This is a genomic window from Streptomyces sp. NPDC002784, from assembly GCF_053592135.1.
On the sequence record NZ_JBSFVD010000007.1, the window covers coordinates 249446 to 267969 of the forward strand.

Genomic DNA, 18524 nt, shown 5'->3' on the forward strand with positions numbered 1-18524 from the left:
CCTACCAGATCGCCTCGACCCACTCCGGGTGGTCGATGAACGGGTTCCGGTTGCCCTGGTAGTTGGTGTAGATGAGCTGGTTGCGGCGCTCCTCGAAGGCGTCCGGCGGGTCCTCGTCGTTCCAGGCCTTCAGGACCGACAGCCGGCCGTGGTAGGGCACGCTGCCGTTGGTGACGGTGTCGTTGGGCTCCAGGTCGGGCCAGCTGTCGGTGCCCTCGTAGCGGACGGCCATGTAGAGGATCATGCGGGCCACGTCGCCCTTGACGGCGTCGCGGGGCTCGAAGGAGTTGGAGTCGGTCAGGCTGCCGCCGGAGTTGGTGAAGCCGCTGCCGCCGTTGTCGAAGTCCTTGTTGCCGCGGACGCTGTTGACCTGCACGTCCTCGGGGCGCAGATGGTGCAGGTCGGTGCCGGGGCCGGCGGAGGTGCCGAAGTCGCCGTGGGACTGCGCCCACACGTGCTCGCGGTTCCAGTTGCCGGTGCTGCCGCCGTTGAGCGACTTGCTGCGGGAGATGCCCGAGTACAGCAGCTTCACGTTGTTGCTGTTGTTCGGGTCCTGGTCGGTGACCTTCAGCGCCTCCCAGACGGCGGAGTACGACAGCTTCGTCTGGGGGCTGATGATGGTGTGCAGCGCGCTCTTGAGGCTCGTACCGGACTTGCCGACGGCGTTCTTGTAGTACGTGCTGTCGTAAGCGGTGGTCGTGGCCGCGGCGGGGGTCGCGGTGAGGGCGGGGGCGCTGAGTCCGACCAGGACGGTGGCGGTGGCGAGGGCCAACGGCTTCCAGCGGCGTATGCGTGTCGCCAGCATGAGGGGGAGTCCCATCTACGCGGGTTGAATGGAGGCGGCACTTGGGAGAGTGACATGGACATGCGGCGGTGTAAATGGACGTCGCGTGTCCATTGGGTGACCTGAAACGGCAAACCGGGGCGTGTCCACGCGAGTCAGCCCGCGAGGGCGCCCCGGCCGGTGACCTGGCCCTCAGTCCCCGCCGCCACCGCCTCCGTCGTCGATGTCGGGCAGGCCGGACACACCGGGCGCGCCGCCGGCCTCATCGCTCGGGCGCACGCGGCCCGCGAGGGCCACCGCGGTGATCAGGCCCGCGATCGACGACAGCATGAAGGCGGTGCCGCCCAGGAACACGGCCTGGAACTCGGTTCCGTCGGTGTCGTGGCCGGTCAGCATCAGCACCGCCCCGGTGGGGAACACGCCGACGATCCACAGCAGGCACAGGACGGACACGGTCGCGCTCTCGTGCCCCTCGGTGATCTCGCGCGAGCCCGCCTCCGCGCCGGGCCACAGCACCGCCGCCACCGCGACCGCCTGGCAGGCGCCACAGGCGGCCAGGGCAGCTGGGCGCCCACGCCGCACAGCACCCAGAACGTGCGGGACGCCATCAGAGTCGCCGTTTCGCCACGCCGCGGTAACGGTTCGTACAACCATTGCCCAACGCCTACAACCATTGCCCCGGGTCCATGAGTCACGCAGGGCATGACTCACCCCATATCCAGACGTGCCCGATGGGTGGCGGGCGGGGCGCTTCTCGCGTGTGTGGCCGCCGTCACCCCCGCGACCGCCGCGACCCCGCCCGCCGTGGGCTGCACGTCCGCCAAGGCCGGGCTCGCCGAGAAGCTGAGGAAGGACATCACCGCCGCGCTGGCGACCCGTAAGGGCACCATCGCCGTCGGACTGTACGACCGGTCCACCAAGACCACCTGCACCCTGCGCGCCGGCACCGCCTACGACTCCGCCAGCGTCGTCAAGGTCACCGTCCTCGCCACCCTGCTGTGGGACGCGCAGAAGACCGGCCGGGCCCTCACCAGCCGGGAGAAGTCCCTCGCCACGGCCATGATCACCAAGTCGGACAACGCCTCCACCACCACCCTGTGGAAGCAGCTCGGCGTCACCAAGGTGAAGAACTTCCTCGCCGCGGCGGGCATGACCCAGACCAAGCCCGGTGCCAACGGCTACTGGGGCCTGACCCAGATCACCGTCACCGACGAGCAGAAGCTGATGAAGCTGCTCACCGCGAGGAACGCCGTGCTCACCGACGACTCCCGCTGGTACGTCCGCAAGCTGATGGGCGACGTGATCTCGTCCCAGCGCTGGGGCACCCCCTACGGAGCGCCCTCCGACGTCATCGTGCACGTCAAGAACGGCTGGCTGCAGCGGGCCACCCGCGGCTGGCGGGTGCACAGTGTCGGCACCTTCAAGGGCGGCGGCCGCGACTACATGATCACCGTCCTGACCCACGGCAACAGCACGATGAACTACGGCATCACCACCATCCAGGGCGTCGCCAAGGTCATCCACCGCGATCTCGCCGCGAGTTGACTCCTGGCGGTCTCCCGCCCTTCACCGACCCGCCCTACGGTGACGCCCATGCGCATGCGAACCGTACTCTCCACCGCCACCGCGGCCCTGGCGGCGGCCACCTGCCTGACCGCCGCCGGCCCCTCCTCCGCGGCCGGCCCGCAGCACCACACCTGTTCGCCGTACGTCTCCGTCGACCGCTTCTCCGACGCGCTCGACAAGACGACGTACCAGGGCACGCACGTGGGCAACTTCTCCGCGCTCGCGGTGGACCGGGACGGTTCGCTCGCCGCCGTGTCCGACCGTTCCGCGCTGTTCTCCCTGGACGCGAGGACGCTCGCGCCGCGCTCCGTCGTCCCGCTCGCCGACGAGAACGGCGCCGCCCTGGACTCCGAGGGCCTGGTCGTGGACCGCGACGGCACGCGGCTGATCAGCACCGAGGGGGAACCGGCCGTCCGGCGCCACGCCGCCGACGGAACGATCCTGGACCGGCTCCCGGTGCCGGACGCGCTCCGGGTCGCCCCGGCCGGACGGGCCGTGCCCAACGGCACGTTCGAGGGCCTGACCCGGTTCCGCGGCGGGCTGCTCGCGTCCATGGAGTACGCCCTGTCCGGCGACTCGGCCGGCCTCGTCCGCTTCCAGACCTGGGACCGGCACCAGGGCGCCTTCGTGCTCGCCGCCCAGTACGGCTACCGCGCCGACACCGGCCTCGGCGTCCCGGAGGTCACCGCGCTGTCCGACGGCCGGCTCCTGGTCCTGGAGCGCGGCTTCACCGCCGGCGTCGGCAACACCGTCCGCCTCTACCTCGCCGACCCGCGCCGGGCGAGCGACACCTCCGGCACCGAGAACCTCACCGGCCAGGACGGCGTACGGCTGATCAGGAAGACGCTGCTGGCCGACCTCGCCGCCTGCCCCGACCTCGGCGCCACGGCGAAGCAGCCGCAGCCCAATCCGCTGCTCGACAACATCGAGGCCATGACGGTCACGGGCCGCGCGAAGGGCGGCGCGCTGAAGGTCCTGCTGGCCGGCGACGACAACCAGAACCCGGCCCAGACGACCCGGTTCTACTTCCTGCGGGTGCGCGTCTAGCCCGGCAGTACGGCGATCCCCAACGGCCGCTCCCCGGCGGGCAGCCGACGGGTGTCCCCGGTGCCGAGGTCCACGACGGTGAGGCCGTTCCAGTAGCCGTCGCGGGTGAAGCCGCCGGTGACGTAGGCCGTGCGGCCGTCGGCCACGACGTCCTCGTGGGGGCCGTCGAGCGGGATGACCTTCTCCCGGCCGTCCGGGCGCCGGACGGTCAGGGAGGGCCCCCGGCCGTCCCCGCCCACCGCGCCCGTGCCCACGACGAGCAGCGTGCCGTCGGCGGTGACGGTGGTCCCGTGCTGATGGGTGCGGGCGGTCATCCGCTGAACCGTCGAGCGGCCGCTGACCGGGTCGAGGACGACCAGCTTCTCGCCCTCGAAGGGCAGCAACAGCCGGCCGTCGGACGGCCGTACGGCCGCGTAGTGCGGCTTGAGCCAGGAGCCGAGGCCGCCTTCCGTGCCGTAGGGCGCGACCTCGACACGGCGCGTGTGAAGCGTGGCCGTGTCGACGACGGTGACGTCGAAGGAGTCGTGGCCGGTGGCGTAGACGTGCCGTCCGTCCGGGGAGACGTCGACGTCGAAGGGGCGGCGGCCGGTGTCCGCGGTGCCGGTGACCTTCAGGGTGCGGGTGTCGATGACCTCCAGCACCCCGTCGCCGTCCGGCACGTGGACACCGACGTAGAGGTGCTCGCTGTCGGGGGCCAGCGCGATGCCCATGCCGCCGCCGCGGTACTCGCCGTGGGCCGGGGCGCCGAGGTCCCGCGTCGCGTACCGGACCAGGGCCAGGCGCTCACGGGTCCGGGTGTCGACGACCGCGACCCCTTCCGCCGTGGCGACCCAGGCCCGCCCGTCCGCCCCCACCACCAGCCCGTAGGGAGCGGTCCCGGCCCGCACGGAGCCGGTGGGGCCCTGGTCCGGGTCGACGAAGGTGACGGTGTCGGCGCCGAAGTCGGCGACCAGGAGCCCGGCCACGGCGGTGGTGGCGGCCCCGGGGCGCGGCGGGGCGGGCGCGGCGGTCTCGGCCGGTGTCGGGGCGCGCGTGGCGCTCTCGGCACGTGTCGGGGCGGTGGGTGGCGAGCCGGCCCGCGTCGCCGCGCACCCGGTGAGCAGGGCGACGGCCAGCGCGGCCGGCAGCAGGCGCTTCACTGCGGTACCCGGAAGGGGCGCTCAGTCCAGGGCGGCGACGCCGGCCCGGGCGAACTTCTCGTCCAGGTCGCCGGAGGGCGCGCCCGCGACACCGATGCCCGCGATCGGCGCGTTGTTCGCGGTGACCGGGACACCGCCGCCGAGGAACAGGGTGCCGGGGATGTCCTTGAGGTTGGGCGTGGTCTCCAGCCGCTTCGCCAGCTCGGAGGTGGGCGCGTTCCAGGACACCGAGGTGAACGCCTTCTTCACCGCCGACTCGTACGACTGCGGGCCCGCGCCGTCGCCCCGCAGGGTGACCAGGGTGTTGCCGTTGCGGTCGACCACCGCGACGGATACCCGCTGGTTCTCCTTCTTCGCGGCGTCCAGCACGGCCTCGGCCGCCTCGGTCGCCGCCGAGACCGACAGGTGGGTGGAGGTGAAGGTGTCCGAGGACTTCACCGCGGCGGGCCGGGCCTGCGCGGCCTGGGGCGCGGAGGCGTTGGCGGAGACGGTACCGAAGGTGCCGGCGGCGACGGCGGCGAGGACGGCGCCGCCGGTGGCGACACGGGCACGACGGGAGAACTTCTTCATGGCTCGGCAACTCCTGTGATCGACGGGGAGGGCGATACGTGCTTGCGGTATCCAGCCTGGGCCCGGATCCGGGGCACACCCGTCGGCGTTCCGGCTGCTCCCGGGGAGCGGGACGGCTGACGCCGGGGTCATCCGAACGGTTGACCCCCAGGGCCGCGGTGCGGGGGACACTGGAGGTGTTTGTCCAGTTCACGAGGTCCAGTTCACGAGGTCCGGGTCACGAGGTCCGGTTCACGAGGTCCGGTTCACAGCGGGAGTACAGCGGAAAGGCGGTCCGGCGTTATGCGGCCAGCACGGCAGGAGGACGGGAGCGCGGTACCGGGCGACCCCGACGCCCGCTGGCTCGCCGCCGTCATGCACGCCACCTTCCTCCTCCTCCTGGGCACCGCCATGGCCCGCTATCTCCAGCGGCACGGCGACGAGCCCCGCGCCCCCTGGGTGATCGCGCTGGCCGCGGTGCTGGCGGTGCTGTACGTCATGGGGCGGTTCGGCGACCGGCCGGGCCGGGTGGTCGCCCGGCCCACCCCGCCCCGCCTGCTGTGGCTCGGCGCCGTCGTCGCCGTATGGATGGTCCTGGTCGCCCTCGCGCCCAGCTCCGCCTGGGTCGCCGTCCCCCTCTTCTACGTCGCCCTGCGCCACCTTCCGCCCGGCGCCGCGTACGTCCTGGTCGCCGTGCTCACCGGGTTCGTGATCGTCGCCCAGCTGCAGCTCGCCCCCCGTTTCGACCTCGACCTGGTGGTCGGCCCGGCGGCCGTCGCCGGTTTCGCCACCGCGATCTTCGTGCAGCTGCGCCGGCAGGCGGCCCGGCAGCGCGCGCTGATCGACGACCTGGTCCGCACCCGCCGGGAACTGGCCGCCACCGAACGCCGCGAGGGCACCCTCGCCGAGCGCCAGCGGCTCGCCATGGAGATCCACGACACCCTCGCCCAGGGCCTGTCCAGCCAGCAGATGCTGCTGCAGGCCGCCGACCGGGTCTGGGAGTCCGACCCCGTGAAGGCCCGCGCGCCGGAGCTCCCCGACCGGGTCCAGTCCGCGCTGCTGCGGATCGCGCAGGGCGCCCTGGCGAACGTACGGGAGCACTCCGGGGCCTCCGCCGCCGCGCTCACCCTCACCCTCCTCGACGACCAGGCCGTCCTGGACGTCGCCGACGACGGCCACGGCTTCGACGCGGCGGCGCTCCCGGACGCCCCCTCCGGCGGGCGCGGCCACGGCCTGCCCGCGATCCGGGCCCGGGTCCGCCGGCTCGGCGGCACCCTGGCCGTGGAGTCGGCGCCCGGCGAGGGCACGGTCCTGTCCGCCGCGATCCCCCTGGAGAACCCCCGATGACCGTACGCATCCTGCTCTGCGACGACCACGCCGTCGTCCGCGCCGGACTGCTCGCCCTGCTCGACAGCGCCTCCGGCATCGAGGTCGTCGGGGAGGCCGGTACCGGCGAGGAGGCGCTGGCGCTGGCCGCGCGGCTCGACCCGGACGTGGTGCTGATGGACCTCCAGCTCGGAGCCGGGATCGACGGCGTGGAGGTCACCCGCCGGCTCACCTCGGCGCCGGGCGGCGGCCCGCACGTGCTGGTGCTCACCACGTACGACACCGACGCCGACATCACCCGCGCCATCGAGGCGGGCGCCACCGGCTACCTGCTGAAGGCCGAGCGGCCGGACGAGCTCTTCGCCGCGATCCACGCCGCCGCGCAGGGCCGCACCACGCTCTCCGCGCCGGTCGCGGGCCGGGTCATGGCCAACCTCCGCAACCCGCGCCCCACCCTGACCGACCGCGAGCGCGAGATCCTCGGCAGGCTCTCCCAGGGCCTCGGCAACCGCGAGATCGCCAAGGCCCTGTTCATCAGCGAGGCCACGGTCAAGACCCACCTGGGCCGCATCTACGACAAACTCGGCGTGGACACCAGGGCGGGCGCGGTGGCGGTGGCGAAGGAACAGCGCCTGCTGCAGTGATCCAGTGCGCTGCTGCTCATCCCGGGATGAAATCCGGGGCGGAACACGTTGGGGCTTGTCGTGGACGATCAGACGGGGAAGCCGGACGTGGCAGCGGGGCAGGGATGGGCGCGGAGACTGTGGGGGTATGCCTGGCGCTATCCGAAGGACGTCGTCCTCGCCCTCGGGTCCTCCCTGCTCGGCATGGCCGTCATGGCGCTGGTGCCGTTGATCACCAAGGTGATCATCGATGACGTGATCGGCGACGAGAGCCGCTCCATGGCGACGTGGGCGGGGCTGCTGATCGGCGCGGCCGTCCTCGTCTACGTGTTCACGTACATCCGCCGCTACTACGGCGGGCGCCTCGCCCTCGACGTCCAGCACGACCTGCGCACCGCGATGTTCGGGACCATCACCCGCCTCGACGGGCGGCGGCAGGACGAGCTGTCCACCGGGCAGGTCGTCGGACGGGCGACCAGCGACCTGCAGCTGATCCAGGGCCTGCTCTTCATGCTCCCGATGACCATCGGGAACTTCGCCCTGTTCTTCGTCTCCCTGATCGTGATGGCCTGGCTGTCGCTGCCGCTCACCGCCGTCGCGCTCGCCGTGGCTCCCGCCCTGTGGTGGATCGCCCGGCGCAGCCGCAGCAAGCTGCACCCCGCCACCTGGTACGCCCAGGCCCAGGCGGCGGCCGTCGCGGGCGTCGTCGACGGCGCCGTCAGCGGGGTCCGCGTGGTCAAGGGCTTCGGGCAGGAGGAGCAGGAGACCGGCAAGCTCCGGGACGTCAGCCGGCGGCTGTTCGCCGGGCGGCTGCGCACCATCCGGTTCAACGCGAAGTACACCCCCGCGCTCCAGGCCGTCCCCGCCCTCGGCCAGGTCGCCATGCTCGCCCTCGGCGGCTGGCTCGCCGTACGCGGACACATCACCCTCGGCACGTTCGTCGCCTTCTCGGCCTACCTCGCCCAGCTCGTCGGCCCGGTCCGCATGCTCGCCATGGTCCTCACCTTCGGCCAGCAGGCCCGCGCCGGTACCGAGCGGGTGCTCGAACTGATCGACACCGAGCCGTCCATGCGGGACGGCACCAAGGAGCTCCCGGCCGACGCCCCGGCGACGGTCGAGTTCGACGACGTCTCCTTCGGCTACGAGGACGGCCGCAGGGTGCTCGACGGCCTCAGCTTCCGGATCCGCCCCGGCGAGACCCTCGCCGTCGTCGGCTCCTCCGGCTCCGGCAAGTCCACCGTCTCGCTGCTCCTGCCGCGCTTCTACGACGTCACCCACGGCGCCGTCCTCATCGGCGGCCACGACGTCCGCGAACTCACCCTGGACTCGCTGAGGGCCGCGATCGGCCTGGTCCCCGAGGACTCCTTCCTCTTCTCCGACACCGTCCGCAGCAACATCGCCTACGGCCGCCCCGACGCCACCCAGGAGCAGATCGAGCAGGCCGCCCGCGCCGCGCAGGCGGACCGCTTCATCGCCGAGCTGCCCGAGGGCTACGACACCAAGGTCGGCGAGCACGGCCTGACCCTCTCCGGCGGCCAGCGCCAGCGCGTCGCCCTCGCCCGCGCGATCCTCACCGACCCCCGCCTGCTGGTCCTCGACGACGCCACCTCCGCCGTGGACGCCCGCGTGGAACACGAGATCCACGAGGCGCTGGCCCAGGTCATGGAGGGCCGCACCACCCTGCTGATCGCCCACCGCCGCTCCACCCTGAACCTCGCCGACCGCATCGCCGTCCTCGACGACGGCCGGCTCGCCGACCTCGGCACCCACGAGGAGCTCCAGGAGCGCTCGGCCCTGTACCGGCGCCTGCTCACCGACCCCGACGAGCTGGGCGGCGTCTCCCCGGGCCACACCCCGCCCGCCGGCCCCCAGGAGGAGGACACCTCCGTCCGGGCCGAGCTGGACGCCGAGTTCGACGCCGAGCGCGGCATCACCCCCCGGCTGTGGGCGGCCGAGCGCACCCCGCGCGACCACGCGACGGACGGCGCCCCGGCCACCCCGGAACTCCTCGCCGAGGTCGAGGCGCTGCCTCCGGCCGAGGACGTCCCGGACATCGACGAGGCCCGCGCGGTCACCCCGGAGGAGTCCTACGGCCTGCGGCGCCTGCTGCGCGGCTTCGGCCTGCCCCTGCTGGCCAGCCTCGCCCTGGTCGCCGTCGACGCGGGCAGCGGGCTGCTGCTCCCGGTCCTGATCCGGCACGGCATCGACAGCGGGGTCTCCGAGGCCGCCCTCGGCGCGGTCTGGGTGGCCTCCCTGCTCGCGCTGCTCGCGGTGACCGTGCAGTGGACGGCGCAGGTGGGGGAGACCCTGATGACCGGGCGCACCGGTGAGCGGGTGCTGTACGCCCTGCGTCTGAAGATCTTCGCCCAGCTGCAGCGGCTCGGACTCGACTACTACGAACGCGAGCTGACCGGCCGGATCATGACCCGGATGACGACGGACGTCGACGCCCTGTCGACCTTCCTGCAGACCGGTCTGGTCACCGCGTTCGTCTCGGTCGTCACGTTCTTCGGCATCATGGTCGCGCTGCTGGTGATCGACCTGGAGCTGGCGCTGCTCGTCTTCGCGACGCTGCCGCCGCTGATCATCGCCACGTTCTTCTTCCGCCGGGCGAGCGTGAAGGCGTACGAACTGGCCCGTGAGCGGGTGTCGGCGGTCAACGCCGACCTCCAGGAGTCGGTGTCCGGGCTCCGGATCGTGCAGGCGTTCCGGCGCGAGCGGGACGGCGGCGCGCGGTTCGCCGAGCGCAGCGACAGCTACCGGCAGGCCCGTATCCGGGGCCAGTGGCTGATCTCGGTCTACTTCCCCTTCGTGCAGTTCCTGTCGTCGGTGGCCGTGGCGGCGGTGCTGATCGTGGGCGGGCGCCGGATCGACGACGCCACGCTGACGACCGGGGCGCTGGTGGCGTACCTGCTCTACATCGACCTGTTCTTCGCCCCGGTCCAGCAGCTCTCCCAGGTCTTCGACGGCTACCAGCAGGCCACCGTCTCGCTGGGCCGCATCCAGGAGCTGCTGCGGGAGCCGACGTCCACCAAGTCCGCCGACGAACCGCTCGACGTGCCCTCCCTGCGCGGCGAGATCGCCTTCGAGGGCGTGCGCTTCGCCTACGACTCCTCCGACGGTGCCGCCGAGGCCCTGTCCGACGTCGACCTGCGCATCCCGGCCGGCCAGACCGTCGCCTTCGTCGGCGAGACCGGCGCCGGCAAGTCGACCCTGGTCAAGCTGGTCGCCCGCTTCTACGACCCGACCGGCGGCCGGGTCACCGTCGACGGCACGGATCTGCGCGCCCTGGACATGACGGCGTACCGGCACCGGCTCGGCGTGGTCCCGCAGGAGGCGTACCTCTTCCAGGGCACCGTCCGCGACGCCATCGCCTACGGCCGCCCGGACGCCACGGACGCCGAGGTCGAGGCCGCGGCCCGGGCGGTGGGCGCCCACGAGATGATCGCCACCCTCGACGGCGGGTACCTCCATGAGGTCGCCGAGCGCGGCCGCAACCTCTCGGCCGGCCAGCGCCAGCTGATCGCCCTCGCCCGCGCCGAACTCGTCGACCCCGACATCCTGCTCCTCGACGAGGCGACGGCCGCCCTGGACCTGGCCACCGAGGCCCAGGTCAACCAGGCGACGGACCGGCTGGCGGGACGCCGTACCACCCTGGTGGTCGCCCACCGGCTGACGACGGCCGCCCGCGCGGACCGGGTCGTGGTGATGGCCGACGGCCGCGTCGCCGAGGACGGCACCCACGACGAGCTGCTGGCGCTCGGCGGACGGTACGCCGAACTGTGGCGCACTTTCGTCGGTGAGCCGGTCGGCGCGGAGCTCGCGTGACGGTCGTCGCGCAACCGTTCGGCGTACGCCGGGCGTCCGTACACCAGTACGCTCATCGCCGGGGTACGGGGAGGACGACACCGTGGACAGTGGTGCGATACGCCGACGGGCGGGGGCGGCGCTGGCCGTGCTGACCGCGTCCGGGCTGCTGGCCGTCGCGGCGCCGGGCGAGTCGCAGGCCGCCGGGACGTCGTGCCCGGGGCGCAAGGTCCGGACGGTGCCGTTCTCCACGGTTTCGGTGCAGGTCTACCGAAGCGGCGGCACGGTGTGCGCCTTCACCCTCGCCAAGAACCCCGGGCCGAAGCGGACGATGGCGGTGAGTGTGCGGGCGCGCGGCCACAACCCGGTGAAGTACCAGGGCAAACACCGGCGCAAGACGCGCACGGTCTCCGTCTACGCGGGCCAACGCTGTGTGCAGGTGACCGGCCGGGTGGGCGGTGGATCGGTCAGTTCCGGCTGGATACTTTGCTGAACCGATGCATCCCGGGACCGGGTTTGTCGGTAACTCCTCTGGTGTGATCGTCAGTTGCTCCGATAGCTTCCGGGCGCACATCTGACTCACAGGGGAGGGTGCATGCGCAAGGCGCTCAGATGGCTGCTGGCGCTCACGGTGCTCATAGGCACGTTGAGCACGGCGGGGTCGGCCACCGCCGCCCAGCCGGAGGCCACCGACATCAAGGACCGGCTGCTCGCGATTGCGGGCATGAGCCTGGTCGAGGAGAAGCCGTACACCGGCTACCGCTTCTTCGTGCTCAACTACACCCAGCCGGTCGACCACCGGAACCCGGCCAAGGGCACGTTCCAGCAGCGGATCACCGTGCTGCACAAGGACGTCAGCCGGCCGACGGTCTTCTACACCGGCGGCTACAACGTCTCCACGACCCCGAGCCGGCGCGAGCCGACGCAGATCGTGGACGGCAACCAGATCTCCATGGAGTACCGCTACTTCACGCCGTCCCGGCCGGCCCCGGCCGACTGGACGAAGCTGGACATCTGGCAGGCGGCGACCGACCAGCACCGCATCTTCAAGGCGCTGAAGCCGCTCTACACCGAGAAGTGGCTGTCGACGGGCGGCTCGAAGGGCGGCATGACCGCCACGTACTACGAGCGCTTCTACCCGCGTGACATGGACGCCGTCGTCGCCTACGTCGCCCCCAACGACGTGGTGAACCGGGAGGACTCGGCCTACGACGAGTTCTTCGCGAACGTCGGCACCGAGGAGTGCCGGGACCGCCTGAACGGCGTGCAGCGCGAGGCCCTGGTGCGCCGGGAGCCGCTGGAGCAGCGGTACGCGGCGTACGCGGCCGAGAACGGCTACACGTTCAACACGGTGGGCAGCCTGGACAAGGCGTACGAGGCGACCGTCCTCGATTACGTCTGGGGCTTCTGGCAGTACAGCCTGCTCTCGGACTGCGACACGATCCCGGCGGACGCGAAGAACGCGACGGACGAGGAGATCTGGACCTCCATCGACACCATCGCGGGCTTCTCCTTCTACACCGACCAGGGCCTGGAGCCGTACACGCCGTACTACTACCAGGCGGGCACCCAACTGGGCGCCCCCACGATCGGGTTCCCGCACATCGAGCGGAAGTACATCCGCTACGGCTACCTGCCGCCCCGGTACTTCGTGCCGCGGGACATCGAGATGCGGTTCCAGCCGTGGGTCATGCGGGACGTGGACAGCTGGGTCCGCGCCAACGCCCGGCAGATGCTCTTCGTCTACGGCGAGAACGACCCGTGGGGCGCGGAGCCGTTCCGCCTCGGCAAGGGCGCGAGTGACTCGTACGTCTTCACCGCCCCCGGCGCCAACCACGGCGCGCGGGTAGCGGGCCTGGTGGACTCCGAGAAGGCCCTGGCGACGGCGAAGATCCTGGAGTGGGCGGGCGTGGCCTCCGCCTCGGTCCGGTCGAACCCGTCGACGGCGAAGCCGCTGGCGAAGTTCGACGCGAAGCTGGACAAGCGGGGGGTGGAGCGGACACTGCGTCCGTAACGGTCCCTGATCTGGACGGTGTTGTACTGACGGCGGGCTGCCCTCGGCGGCCCGCCGTCACAGCGAGCGGGCGCAGCCCACCGGCCGGTCGCCGCCGAGCTGGACGTACAGGGCCGTCGACACCGGGCACTCGGCGCGTGTCCCCACCGCCTTCACGACCTTGTACTCGGGCTTCTTCTCGGCTGTGCCGTCGCAGGGCGTCTCGCGGACCTGGTGGCCGCCGGAGTCGTAGACGCAGTCGCCGACGATCGTGCGGGGGCCGCCTCCGGCGCCCGGGTCGCCGGGGTGTGGTGGGGCGAGGTTGCGCATGCAGGCGTAGCCCTGGGGGACGGCGCCGTCGCCGTCCTCGTCCGAGGGGCTCTGCTCGCTGATGTGCAGGACGAAGTCCGTGGTGGCGGGACACGGGGGGCCGTCGCCCACCGTGCCGTCGTGGCGGGCCGTCACCCGGGCCGCCGCCCGCTCCCCGCCGCACGGCACCTCGGTGAAGCTGGTCGTGCCGAAGGAACTGCACTCGTCGGCCCCGAGGAACACCGTGCCGTAGCCCGAGGGGCGGGTCCGCGCCGGTGACGGTGTCGCCGGTTCGTCGAGCCGGGCCTGCCCTCCCTCCGACTGGCAGCCCGTCACCCACAGCGCCACCAGCAACGCCGCCCCCACGGCACGTCTCCCACGCATCGCGCTCCCCCCGGTTCCCCCGGGTCCAGCGTGGCCCGCCGCAGCGGGCGCACGCCAGACGCAGGGGTCGCTTCGGGCCCGTTGGGGGGCGTCCACCGGGGCCCGGACGTAACCGGCGCTACGCCGGATACGACAGCCCGTGCCCTACCGGATACAGCACCCGGGCCGGATCGTCCGCCCGCTGCACCGGCACCGGAAGGCGGCCACTCGGTGCCACCGCACCCGCGATCACCCGGGCGGCCGCCCGCAGTTCGACATCGGTCCAGGAGTAGGAGGCCAGGTACCCGCGCACGGCGGGCAGGTGCGCCACGTCGTACGGATTGCGGATCGCCACCGCCACCACCGGCTTCCCCGTGGCCAGCAACTGGGCCACCAGCGTCTTCTGCGCGCTCGTCGCCGTCACGTTGTACGTCCCCACCACGATCGCGTCCGCGTCCCCGGCCGCCGCCACCGCACGCGCGATGGTCGTGGCCGACGGGGCGGTGCCGGTGGACAGCGGGGTCGCCGTGAAGCCCAGCTCGGTCAGCGCGGTGGCGAGGACGCCCGTCGGCGGGCCCGTGGTGCCGGACGGGGACGCCGGGTCGGCGCCGACCACCAGCAGCCTCGGCACGTCGGCCGGGGAGAGCGGCAGCAGGCCGCCCTCGTTCACCAGCAGGGTCGTCGTCCGGTCGGCGATGCGGTCGGCCGCCGCCAGGTGGGCCGGGATCCCGACCGTGCGGTCCACGGCACGGTGGCCGACGTACGGGTCGCCGAAGAGCCCCAGCTTCGCCTTCAGCCGCAGCACCCGCAGGATCGACTCGTCGAGCCGTGCCTCGGTCAGCTCCCCGTCCCGCACCGCCGTCAGTACGGCGTTCCAGGCGACGTCCAGGTTCGGCGGGTTGAGGAGCTGGTCCACGCCCGCCTTCAGCGCCAGCACCGGGACCCGGTCGTCGCCGTACTTCGTGCGGACGCCCTCCATGCCCAGCGAGTCGGTGACCACGACCCCGTCGTAGCCCAGCTCCTCGCGCAGGATGCCGGTGAGGATCGGGCGGGAGAGGGTGGCCGGGTCGCCGGAGTCGTCGAGCGCCGGGACCATGATGTGCGCGGTCATGATCGAGTCGATGCCCGCCTCGATCGCGGCGCGGAACGGGGGCGCGTCCAGCTCGTCCCACTGCGCGCGGGTGTGGGTGATGACCGGGAAGCCGTAGTGGCTGTCGACGGCGGTGTCGCCGTGCCCGGGGAAGTGCTTCGCGGTCGCCGCGACCGAGGACCGCTGGAAGCCGGCGACCTCGGCGGCGACCAGCCGGGACACCGCGGCCGGGTCCGAGCCGAAGGAGCGCACGCCGATGACCGGGTTGGCCGGGTTGACGTTCACGTCGGCGACGGGCGCGTAGTCCTGCCGGATGCCCAGGGCGCGCAGTTCCTTCCCGGCGATCCGGCCGAGGGTGCGGGCGTCGGCGCGCGAGCCGCTCGCGCCGATGGCCATCGCGCCCGGGAAGAGGGTGGCCGGCTTGCCCACGCGGGCGACTATGCCGTGCTCCTGGTCGGTGGAGACCAGGACGGGCAGCCCGCGCGGGAGTTCCAGGGACGCCTTCTGGATGCCGTTGGACAGGTCGGCGATCTGGTGCGGATCGCGGGTGTTGTGCGCCCAGGCGAAGTAGATGATGCCGCCCACGCGGTACTTGGCGATCAGCTCGGCGGCCGTGCGGACGCCGATCTCCTTGAGGTTGGCGTCGATGTCGGCCTGGTCGGGGGCGGTGGCGGAGTGGCCGTAGACCCGCATCACGAAGAGCTGGCCGACCTTCTCCTCAAGGGTCATACGGGAGATGAGGGAGCGGAGCTTCTTGTCGTCCGCGTGAGCCGTCCCGCCCAGGGCGAGCGTGGCGGTGACTCCCGCGGTGGCGGCGAGGACGGTGCGTCTGGAGGGCAACGTGCGCTCCTTCCGGAGGTGATCCGCTGAAGCAGTTTCAGCGGGGTTCCGCTGAAAGAAACTTCCGAGAAGTCACCAATATCCGGGAAGTTTCTGCCAGTCAAGGGAGTGCACATTAACCCGGGCACCGTCCGCCGTCCGGGAATGAGGGTCCGCCATCGGCGCTGTGGAGGGGGGCGCGCCGATGGCGGAGAGGCTGCCGGCCGCGGCGCGGCGGAAGGGTGGGTCAGCGTTCGCAGCCAGCAGCGAGGCCGACACCGCACCGTGGTGACTCTCCGACAGCTCGGGTGTTGGACGAGCGGGGGTGGGGGCGGGTTCCCGGCCGCGCCCGGATTCCGGGAAGTTGGGGCGGCGGGGCCGGGCGGGACGGATGTGGCGGCCGGGCGGTACGGGTGTGGCGGCTGCAGGGGGCGGACGGAGGGGCTGTGGCGCCGTCAGCTCGCCTTCGCGGGGCCGGAGGTGTCGACGGCGAGGGACACCGCGAGCCCTCCGAGCACCGTGCCCATCACATAGCGCTGCGCCCTCAGCCAGCCGGGGCGCCGGGCCAGGAACACGGCGATGGTCCCGGCCGCCAGCACGATGGAGAGGTTGACCGTGACGGCGACCACGATCTGCACCGAGCCCAGCAGCAGGCCCTGGAGCAGCACATGGCCGGCCTCCAGGTCGATGAACTGGGGGATCAGGGACAGGTACATGATGGCGATCTTCGGGTTGAGCAGGTTCGTCACCAGACCCATCGTGAACAGCCGGCGCGGTGAGTCCGGCGGTATGTCCTTCGGTGCGAACACCGAGATTCCGCCCGGCTTCAGCGCGCTCCAGGCGAGCCAGCCGAGGTAGCAGGCGCCGGCCAGCTTCACGGCGACGTACAGCTGGGGGACCGCGAGGAAGACGACCGAGAGGCCCAGGTTCGCGGCGGTCAGATAGACGAGGAAGCCGACGGCGACTCCGCCGAGGGAGATCACTCCGGCGCGTCTGCCCTGGGTGATGCTGCGGGAGACGAGGTACAGCATGTTCGGTCCCGGCGTGAGCACCATGCCGAGGGCCACGACGAACACACCGAGGACTCCGCTCGCATCGACCATGACAACTCCCCGTTCGCAGGCCGCAGAGGCAATGCACCGAGCATAGGAAGCGGGGGTTGCCTCGGCGCAATGGGGATATTGCCCTCGGTGCAATCCTGTGGTTGGGTGGGGCCATGACCTCAGGGGAGGAGTGATCGTGCGGGACTACCGGAGCGTCGCCGACCAGGTGGCCGCCGAGATCAGGTCCGGCGCCCTCAAGCCGGGCGACCGGCTCCCCCCGCAGCGCGCCTTCGCCCGCCGGTACGGCATCGCCAACTCCACCGCCACCCGCGTCTACCAGGAACTCGGCCGGCGCGGACTGACCGTCGGGGAGGTCGGCCGCGGCACCTTCGTCCGCGCCGCCGCGCCCACCGACCCGCCCGCCCTCGGGGAACCCGCCGGCAGCCGGATCGACCTGGAGTTCAACTACCCGGTCGTACCCGAGCAGTCCGCTCTCCTCGCGGCCGGCCTGGAGGGCCTGCTGCGCACCGACGCCTTCCACCACGCCCTGCGCCCGGCCGGCCCGGCCGGTGATCCCGCGGTGCGCGAGGCGGCCGCCGATCTGCTCACCCGGGGCGGCTGGCGCCCCGATCCCGCGCGGGTGCTGTTCGCCGGGAACGGCCGCCAGGCGCTCTGCGCGGTCTTCGCGGCCCTGGTCCCGCCCGGGGCGCGTCTCGGCGTCGAGGAGCTGACCTACCCCGTGGTCAAGGCCATCGCGGGCCGGCTCGGCATCACGCTCGTCCCGCTCGCCATGGACGACGACGGACTGGTCCCGGAAGCGGTGGCGGAGGCCCACCGGGCGGGCCCCCTGCATGCCGTGTACGCCCAGCCCGTCCTCCACAACCCGCTGTCCCTCACCATCCCCGCCTCTCGCGCGGAAGAGCTTGCCGAGCTGCTCCGACGGCTGGACCTCCCGCTGATCGAGGACACCATCTGGGCCTTCCTGCGCGACGAACTGCCCCCGCTGGCCGCCCTGGTGCCCGAGCGGACGGTCCTCGTCGACAGCCTCTCCAAACGGATCGCTCCCGGCCTCTCGCTCGGTTTCACGGTGGCCCCCGCGCCCCTGCTCGGCGACCTCGCCGCGGCGCTGCGCTCCGGCGGCTGGACCGCCCAGCACTTCAACCTTGAGGCTGCCGCCCGCTGGCAGCGCGAGGGGGTCGTACGGCGGCTCGTGCGGGCCAAGCAGAAGGACGCCGCGGCCCGCCAGGAACTCGCGGCCCGGCAACTGGCCGGGTTCTCTCTGCGCACGGACTCCCGCTCCTACCAGTGCTGGTGGCGGCTGCCCCGCCCCTGGCGCGCCGACACCTTCGTGGCGGCCGCCGCGCGCTACGGCATCGGCGTCCCGCCCGCCGCGGCCTTCACGGTGGGCGACGCCCACGCCCCGAACGCCATCCGCCTGGGCCTGGCCACGCCACACCTGGAAACCCTCACCTCGGCCCTCGCCACGCTGGCGTCCCTGGCCCACTCCTCCCCGGAAGACATGGCCACGGACTGAACACACCCCGCCCACCGCGGCTGGTCCGACGCCCGGAGCCTGGATGTACGTCCAGGTGTGCCGGGCAACTCCGCGACGGAAGCCATGACTGAGACCGCAGCTGTACCTCTCGCCGGAGTGCGCAGGCCGCGGCCGACCACGTGCCCCCGGTCCCGCCGCCGGGGTGCATGCCGCGGGCGACGCCGGGTTCGCCTGCTGCCGGAGGCGTTGGCGGCGTCGGACGACGTGGCCCCGGCCGGGCCGCAGGTTGCAACTGCAGTCAGGCCCCTCGCCGGGGGTGCAGGCCGTGGGCGACCACGTGGCCCCCGCCCTGCCGCCGGGGTGCATGCCGCGGGCGACGCCGGGTTCGCCTGCTGCCGGAGGCGTTGGCGGCGTCGGACGCCGTGGCCCCGGCCGGGCCGCAGGTTGCAACTGCCGTCAGGCCCCTCGCCAGGGGCGCAGGCCGTGGGCGACCACGTGGCCCCCGCCCTGCCGCCGGGGTGCATGCCGCGGGCGACGCCGGGTTCGCCTGCTGCCGGAGGCGTTGGCGGCG

The 18524-nt window shown here is 72.6% G+C and carries 15 protein-coding genes; 8 read left to right on the forward strand and 7 right to left on the reverse strand.

Annotation, left to right across the window (positions count from 1 at the left end):
* Window position 1: 1 nt before the first annotated feature.
* Together ACWD1Z_RS16650 and ACWD1Z_RS16655 are read right to left on the reverse strand one after the other, a co-directional pair.
* Window positions 2-805: an endonuclease I family protein gene (locus tag ACWD1Z_RS16650; protein WP_451119341.1), complete on the reverse strand. Its 804-nt coding sequence runs from the start codon at window positions 803-805 to the stop codon at window positions 2-4.
* Between the two features lie 171 nt (window positions 806-976).
* Window positions 977-1366 carry a hypothetical protein gene (locus ACWD1Z_RS16655; RefSeq protein WP_451119273.1) on the reverse strand — a complete coding sequence of 130 codons (390 nt, stop codon included), beginning with the start codon at window positions 1364-1366 and terminating at the stop codon, window positions 977-979.
* Window positions 1367-1486: 120 nt separating this feature from the next.
* On the opposite strand from ACWD1Z_RS16655, the gene ACWD1Z_RS16660 reads away from it, so the two are divergent.
* Both ACWD1Z_RS16660 and ACWD1Z_RS16665 read left to right on the forward strand, forming a co-directional pair.
* On the forward strand, window positions 1487-2329 hold the full coding sequence (locus ACWD1Z_RS16660; protein WP_451119275.1) for a serine hydrolase: 843 nt from the start codon (window positions 1487-1489) through the stop codon (window positions 2327-2329).
* Window positions 2330-2377: 48 nt separating this feature from the next.
* Window positions 2378-3397, forward strand: a complete 1020-nt coding sequence (locus tag ACWD1Z_RS16665) for an esterase-like activity of phytase family protein (RefSeq protein ID WP_451119277.1) — start codon at window positions 2378-2380, stop codon at window positions 3395-3397.
* On the opposite strand, the gene ACWD1Z_RS16670 is transcribed toward ACWD1Z_RS16665, so the two are convergent.
* Complete coding sequence (locus tag ACWD1Z_RS16670; protein ID WP_451119279.1) at window positions 3394-4536, reverse strand: beta-propeller fold lactonase family protein; 1143 nt, start codon at window positions 4534-4536, stop codon at window positions 3394-3396. The two genes, ACWD1Z_RS16665 and ACWD1Z_RS16670, sit on opposite strands and share 4 nt — an antisense overlap.
* Window positions 4537-4557: 21 nt before the next feature.
* Window positions 4558-5106, reverse strand: coding sequence for a GlcG/HbpS family heme-binding protein (locus ACWD1Z_RS16675; RefSeq protein ID WP_451119281.1), 549 nt, complete (start codon window positions 5104-5106; stop codon window positions 4558-4560).
* A 282-nt stretch (window positions 5107-5388) separates the two neighbouring features.
* Here ACWD1Z_RS16675 and ACWD1Z_RS16680 point away from each other — a divergent pair, with 282 nt between their 5' ends.
* The 5 genes from ACWD1Z_RS16680 (at window position 5389) to ACWD1Z_RS16700 (ending at window position 12855) form a co-directional block, all read left to right on the forward strand.
* The gene (locus ACWD1Z_RS16680; protein WP_451119283.1) at window positions 5389-6432 is read left to right on the forward strand and encodes a sensor histidine kinase; all 1044 of its coding nucleotides are present in this window, start codon (window positions 5389-5391) and stop codon (window positions 6430-6432) included.
* Window positions 6429-7055: a response regulator gene (locus tag ACWD1Z_RS16685; RefSeq protein WP_451119285.1), complete on the forward strand. Its 627-nt coding sequence runs from the start codon at window positions 6429-6431 to the stop codon at window positions 7053-7055. Before ACWD1Z_RS16680 ends, ACWD1Z_RS16685 begins: the two co-directional genes overlap by 4 nt.
* Before the next feature lie 87 nt (window positions 7056-7142).
* The gene (locus tag ACWD1Z_RS16690; protein WP_451119287.1) at window positions 7143-10862 is read left to right on the forward strand and encodes an ABC transporter ATP-binding protein; all 3720 of its coding nucleotides are present in this window, start codon (window positions 7143-7145) and stop codon (window positions 10860-10862) included.
* An 82-nt stretch (window positions 10863-10944) separates the two neighbouring features.
* Entirely contained in the window at window positions 10945-11334 is a 390-nt protein-coding gene (locus tag ACWD1Z_RS16695) for a hypothetical protein (protein WP_451119289.1), read from the forward strand.
* Between the two features lie 102 nt (window positions 11335-11436).
* Entirely contained in the window at window positions 11437-12855 is a 1419-nt protein-coding gene (locus ACWD1Z_RS16700; RefSeq protein ID WP_451119291.1) for a S28 family serine protease, read from the forward strand.
* Between the two features lie 57 nt (window positions 12856-12912).
* Here ACWD1Z_RS16700 and ACWD1Z_RS16705 read toward each other — a convergent pair whose 3' ends face one another.
* The 3 genes from ACWD1Z_RS16705 to ACWD1Z_RS16715 all read right to left on the reverse strand — a co-directional run bounded on the left by ACWD1Z_RS16705 (window position 12913) and on the right by ACWD1Z_RS16715 (window position 16518).
* Entirely contained in the window at window positions 12913-13527 is a 615-nt protein-coding gene (locus tag ACWD1Z_RS16705; RefSeq protein WP_451119293.1) for a hypothetical protein, read from the reverse strand.
* Between the two features lie 118 nt (window positions 13528-13645).
* Window positions 13646-15436, reverse strand: a complete 1791-nt coding sequence (locus ACWD1Z_RS16710) for a glycoside hydrolase family 3 protein (protein WP_451119295.1) — start codon at window positions 15434-15436, stop codon at window positions 13646-13648.
* A 434-nt stretch (window positions 15437-15870) separates the two neighbouring features.
* Window positions 15871-16518 carry a LysE family translocator gene (locus tag ACWD1Z_RS16715; protein WP_389415888.1) on the reverse strand — a complete coding sequence of 216 codons (648 nt, stop codon included), beginning with the start codon at window positions 16516-16518 and terminating at the stop codon, window positions 15871-15873.
* A 136-nt stretch (window positions 16519-16654) separates the two neighbouring features.
* On the opposite strand from ACWD1Z_RS16715, the gene ACWD1Z_RS16720 reads away from it, so the two are divergent.
* Window positions 16655-17992, forward strand: coding sequence for an aminotransferase-like domain-containing protein (locus ACWD1Z_RS16720; RefSeq protein WP_451119297.1), 1338 nt, complete (start codon window positions 16655-16657; stop codon window positions 17990-17992).
* Window positions 17993-18524: the final 532 nt, after the last annotated feature.

Bases quoted from the DNA above. Each gene is read 5' to 3' on its own strand.
- ACWD1Z_RS16650 (WP_451119341.1), bottom strand. From the start codon at position 805: ATGCTGGCGACACGCATACGCCGCTGGAAGCCGTTGGCCCTCGCCACC.
- ACWD1Z_RS16660 (WP_451119275.1), top strand. From the start codon at position 1,487: ATGACTCACCCCATATCCAGACGTGCCCGATGGGTGGCGGGCGGGGCG.
- ACWD1Z_RS16665 (WP_451119277.1), top strand. From the start codon at position 2,378: ATGCGCATGCGAACCGTACTCTCCACCGCCACCGCGGCCCTGGCGGCG.
- ACWD1Z_RS16675 (WP_451119281.1), bottom strand. From the start codon at position 5,106: ATGAAGAAGTTCTCCCGTCGTGCCCGTGTCGCCACCGGCGGCGCCGTC.
- ACWD1Z_RS16680 (WP_451119283.1), top strand. From the start codon at position 5,389: ATGCGGCCAGCACGGCAGGAGGACGGGAGCGCGGTACCGGGCGACCCC.
- ACWD1Z_RS16685 (WP_451119285.1), top strand. From the start codon at position 6,429: ATGACCGTACGCATCCTGCTCTGCGACGACCACGCCGTCGTCCGCGCC.
- ACWD1Z_RS16700 (WP_451119291.1), top strand. From the start codon at position 11,437: ATGCGCAAGGCGCTCAGATGGCTGCTGGCGCTCACGGTGCTCATAGGC.
- ACWD1Z_RS16705 (WP_451119293.1), bottom strand. From the start codon at position 13,527: ATGCGTGGGAGACGTGCCGTGGGGGCGGCGTTGCTGGTGGCGCTGTGG.
- ACWD1Z_RS16715 (WP_389415888.1), bottom strand. From the start codon at position 16,518: ATGGTCGATGCGAGCGGAGTCCTCGGTGTGTTCGTCGTGGCCCTCGGC.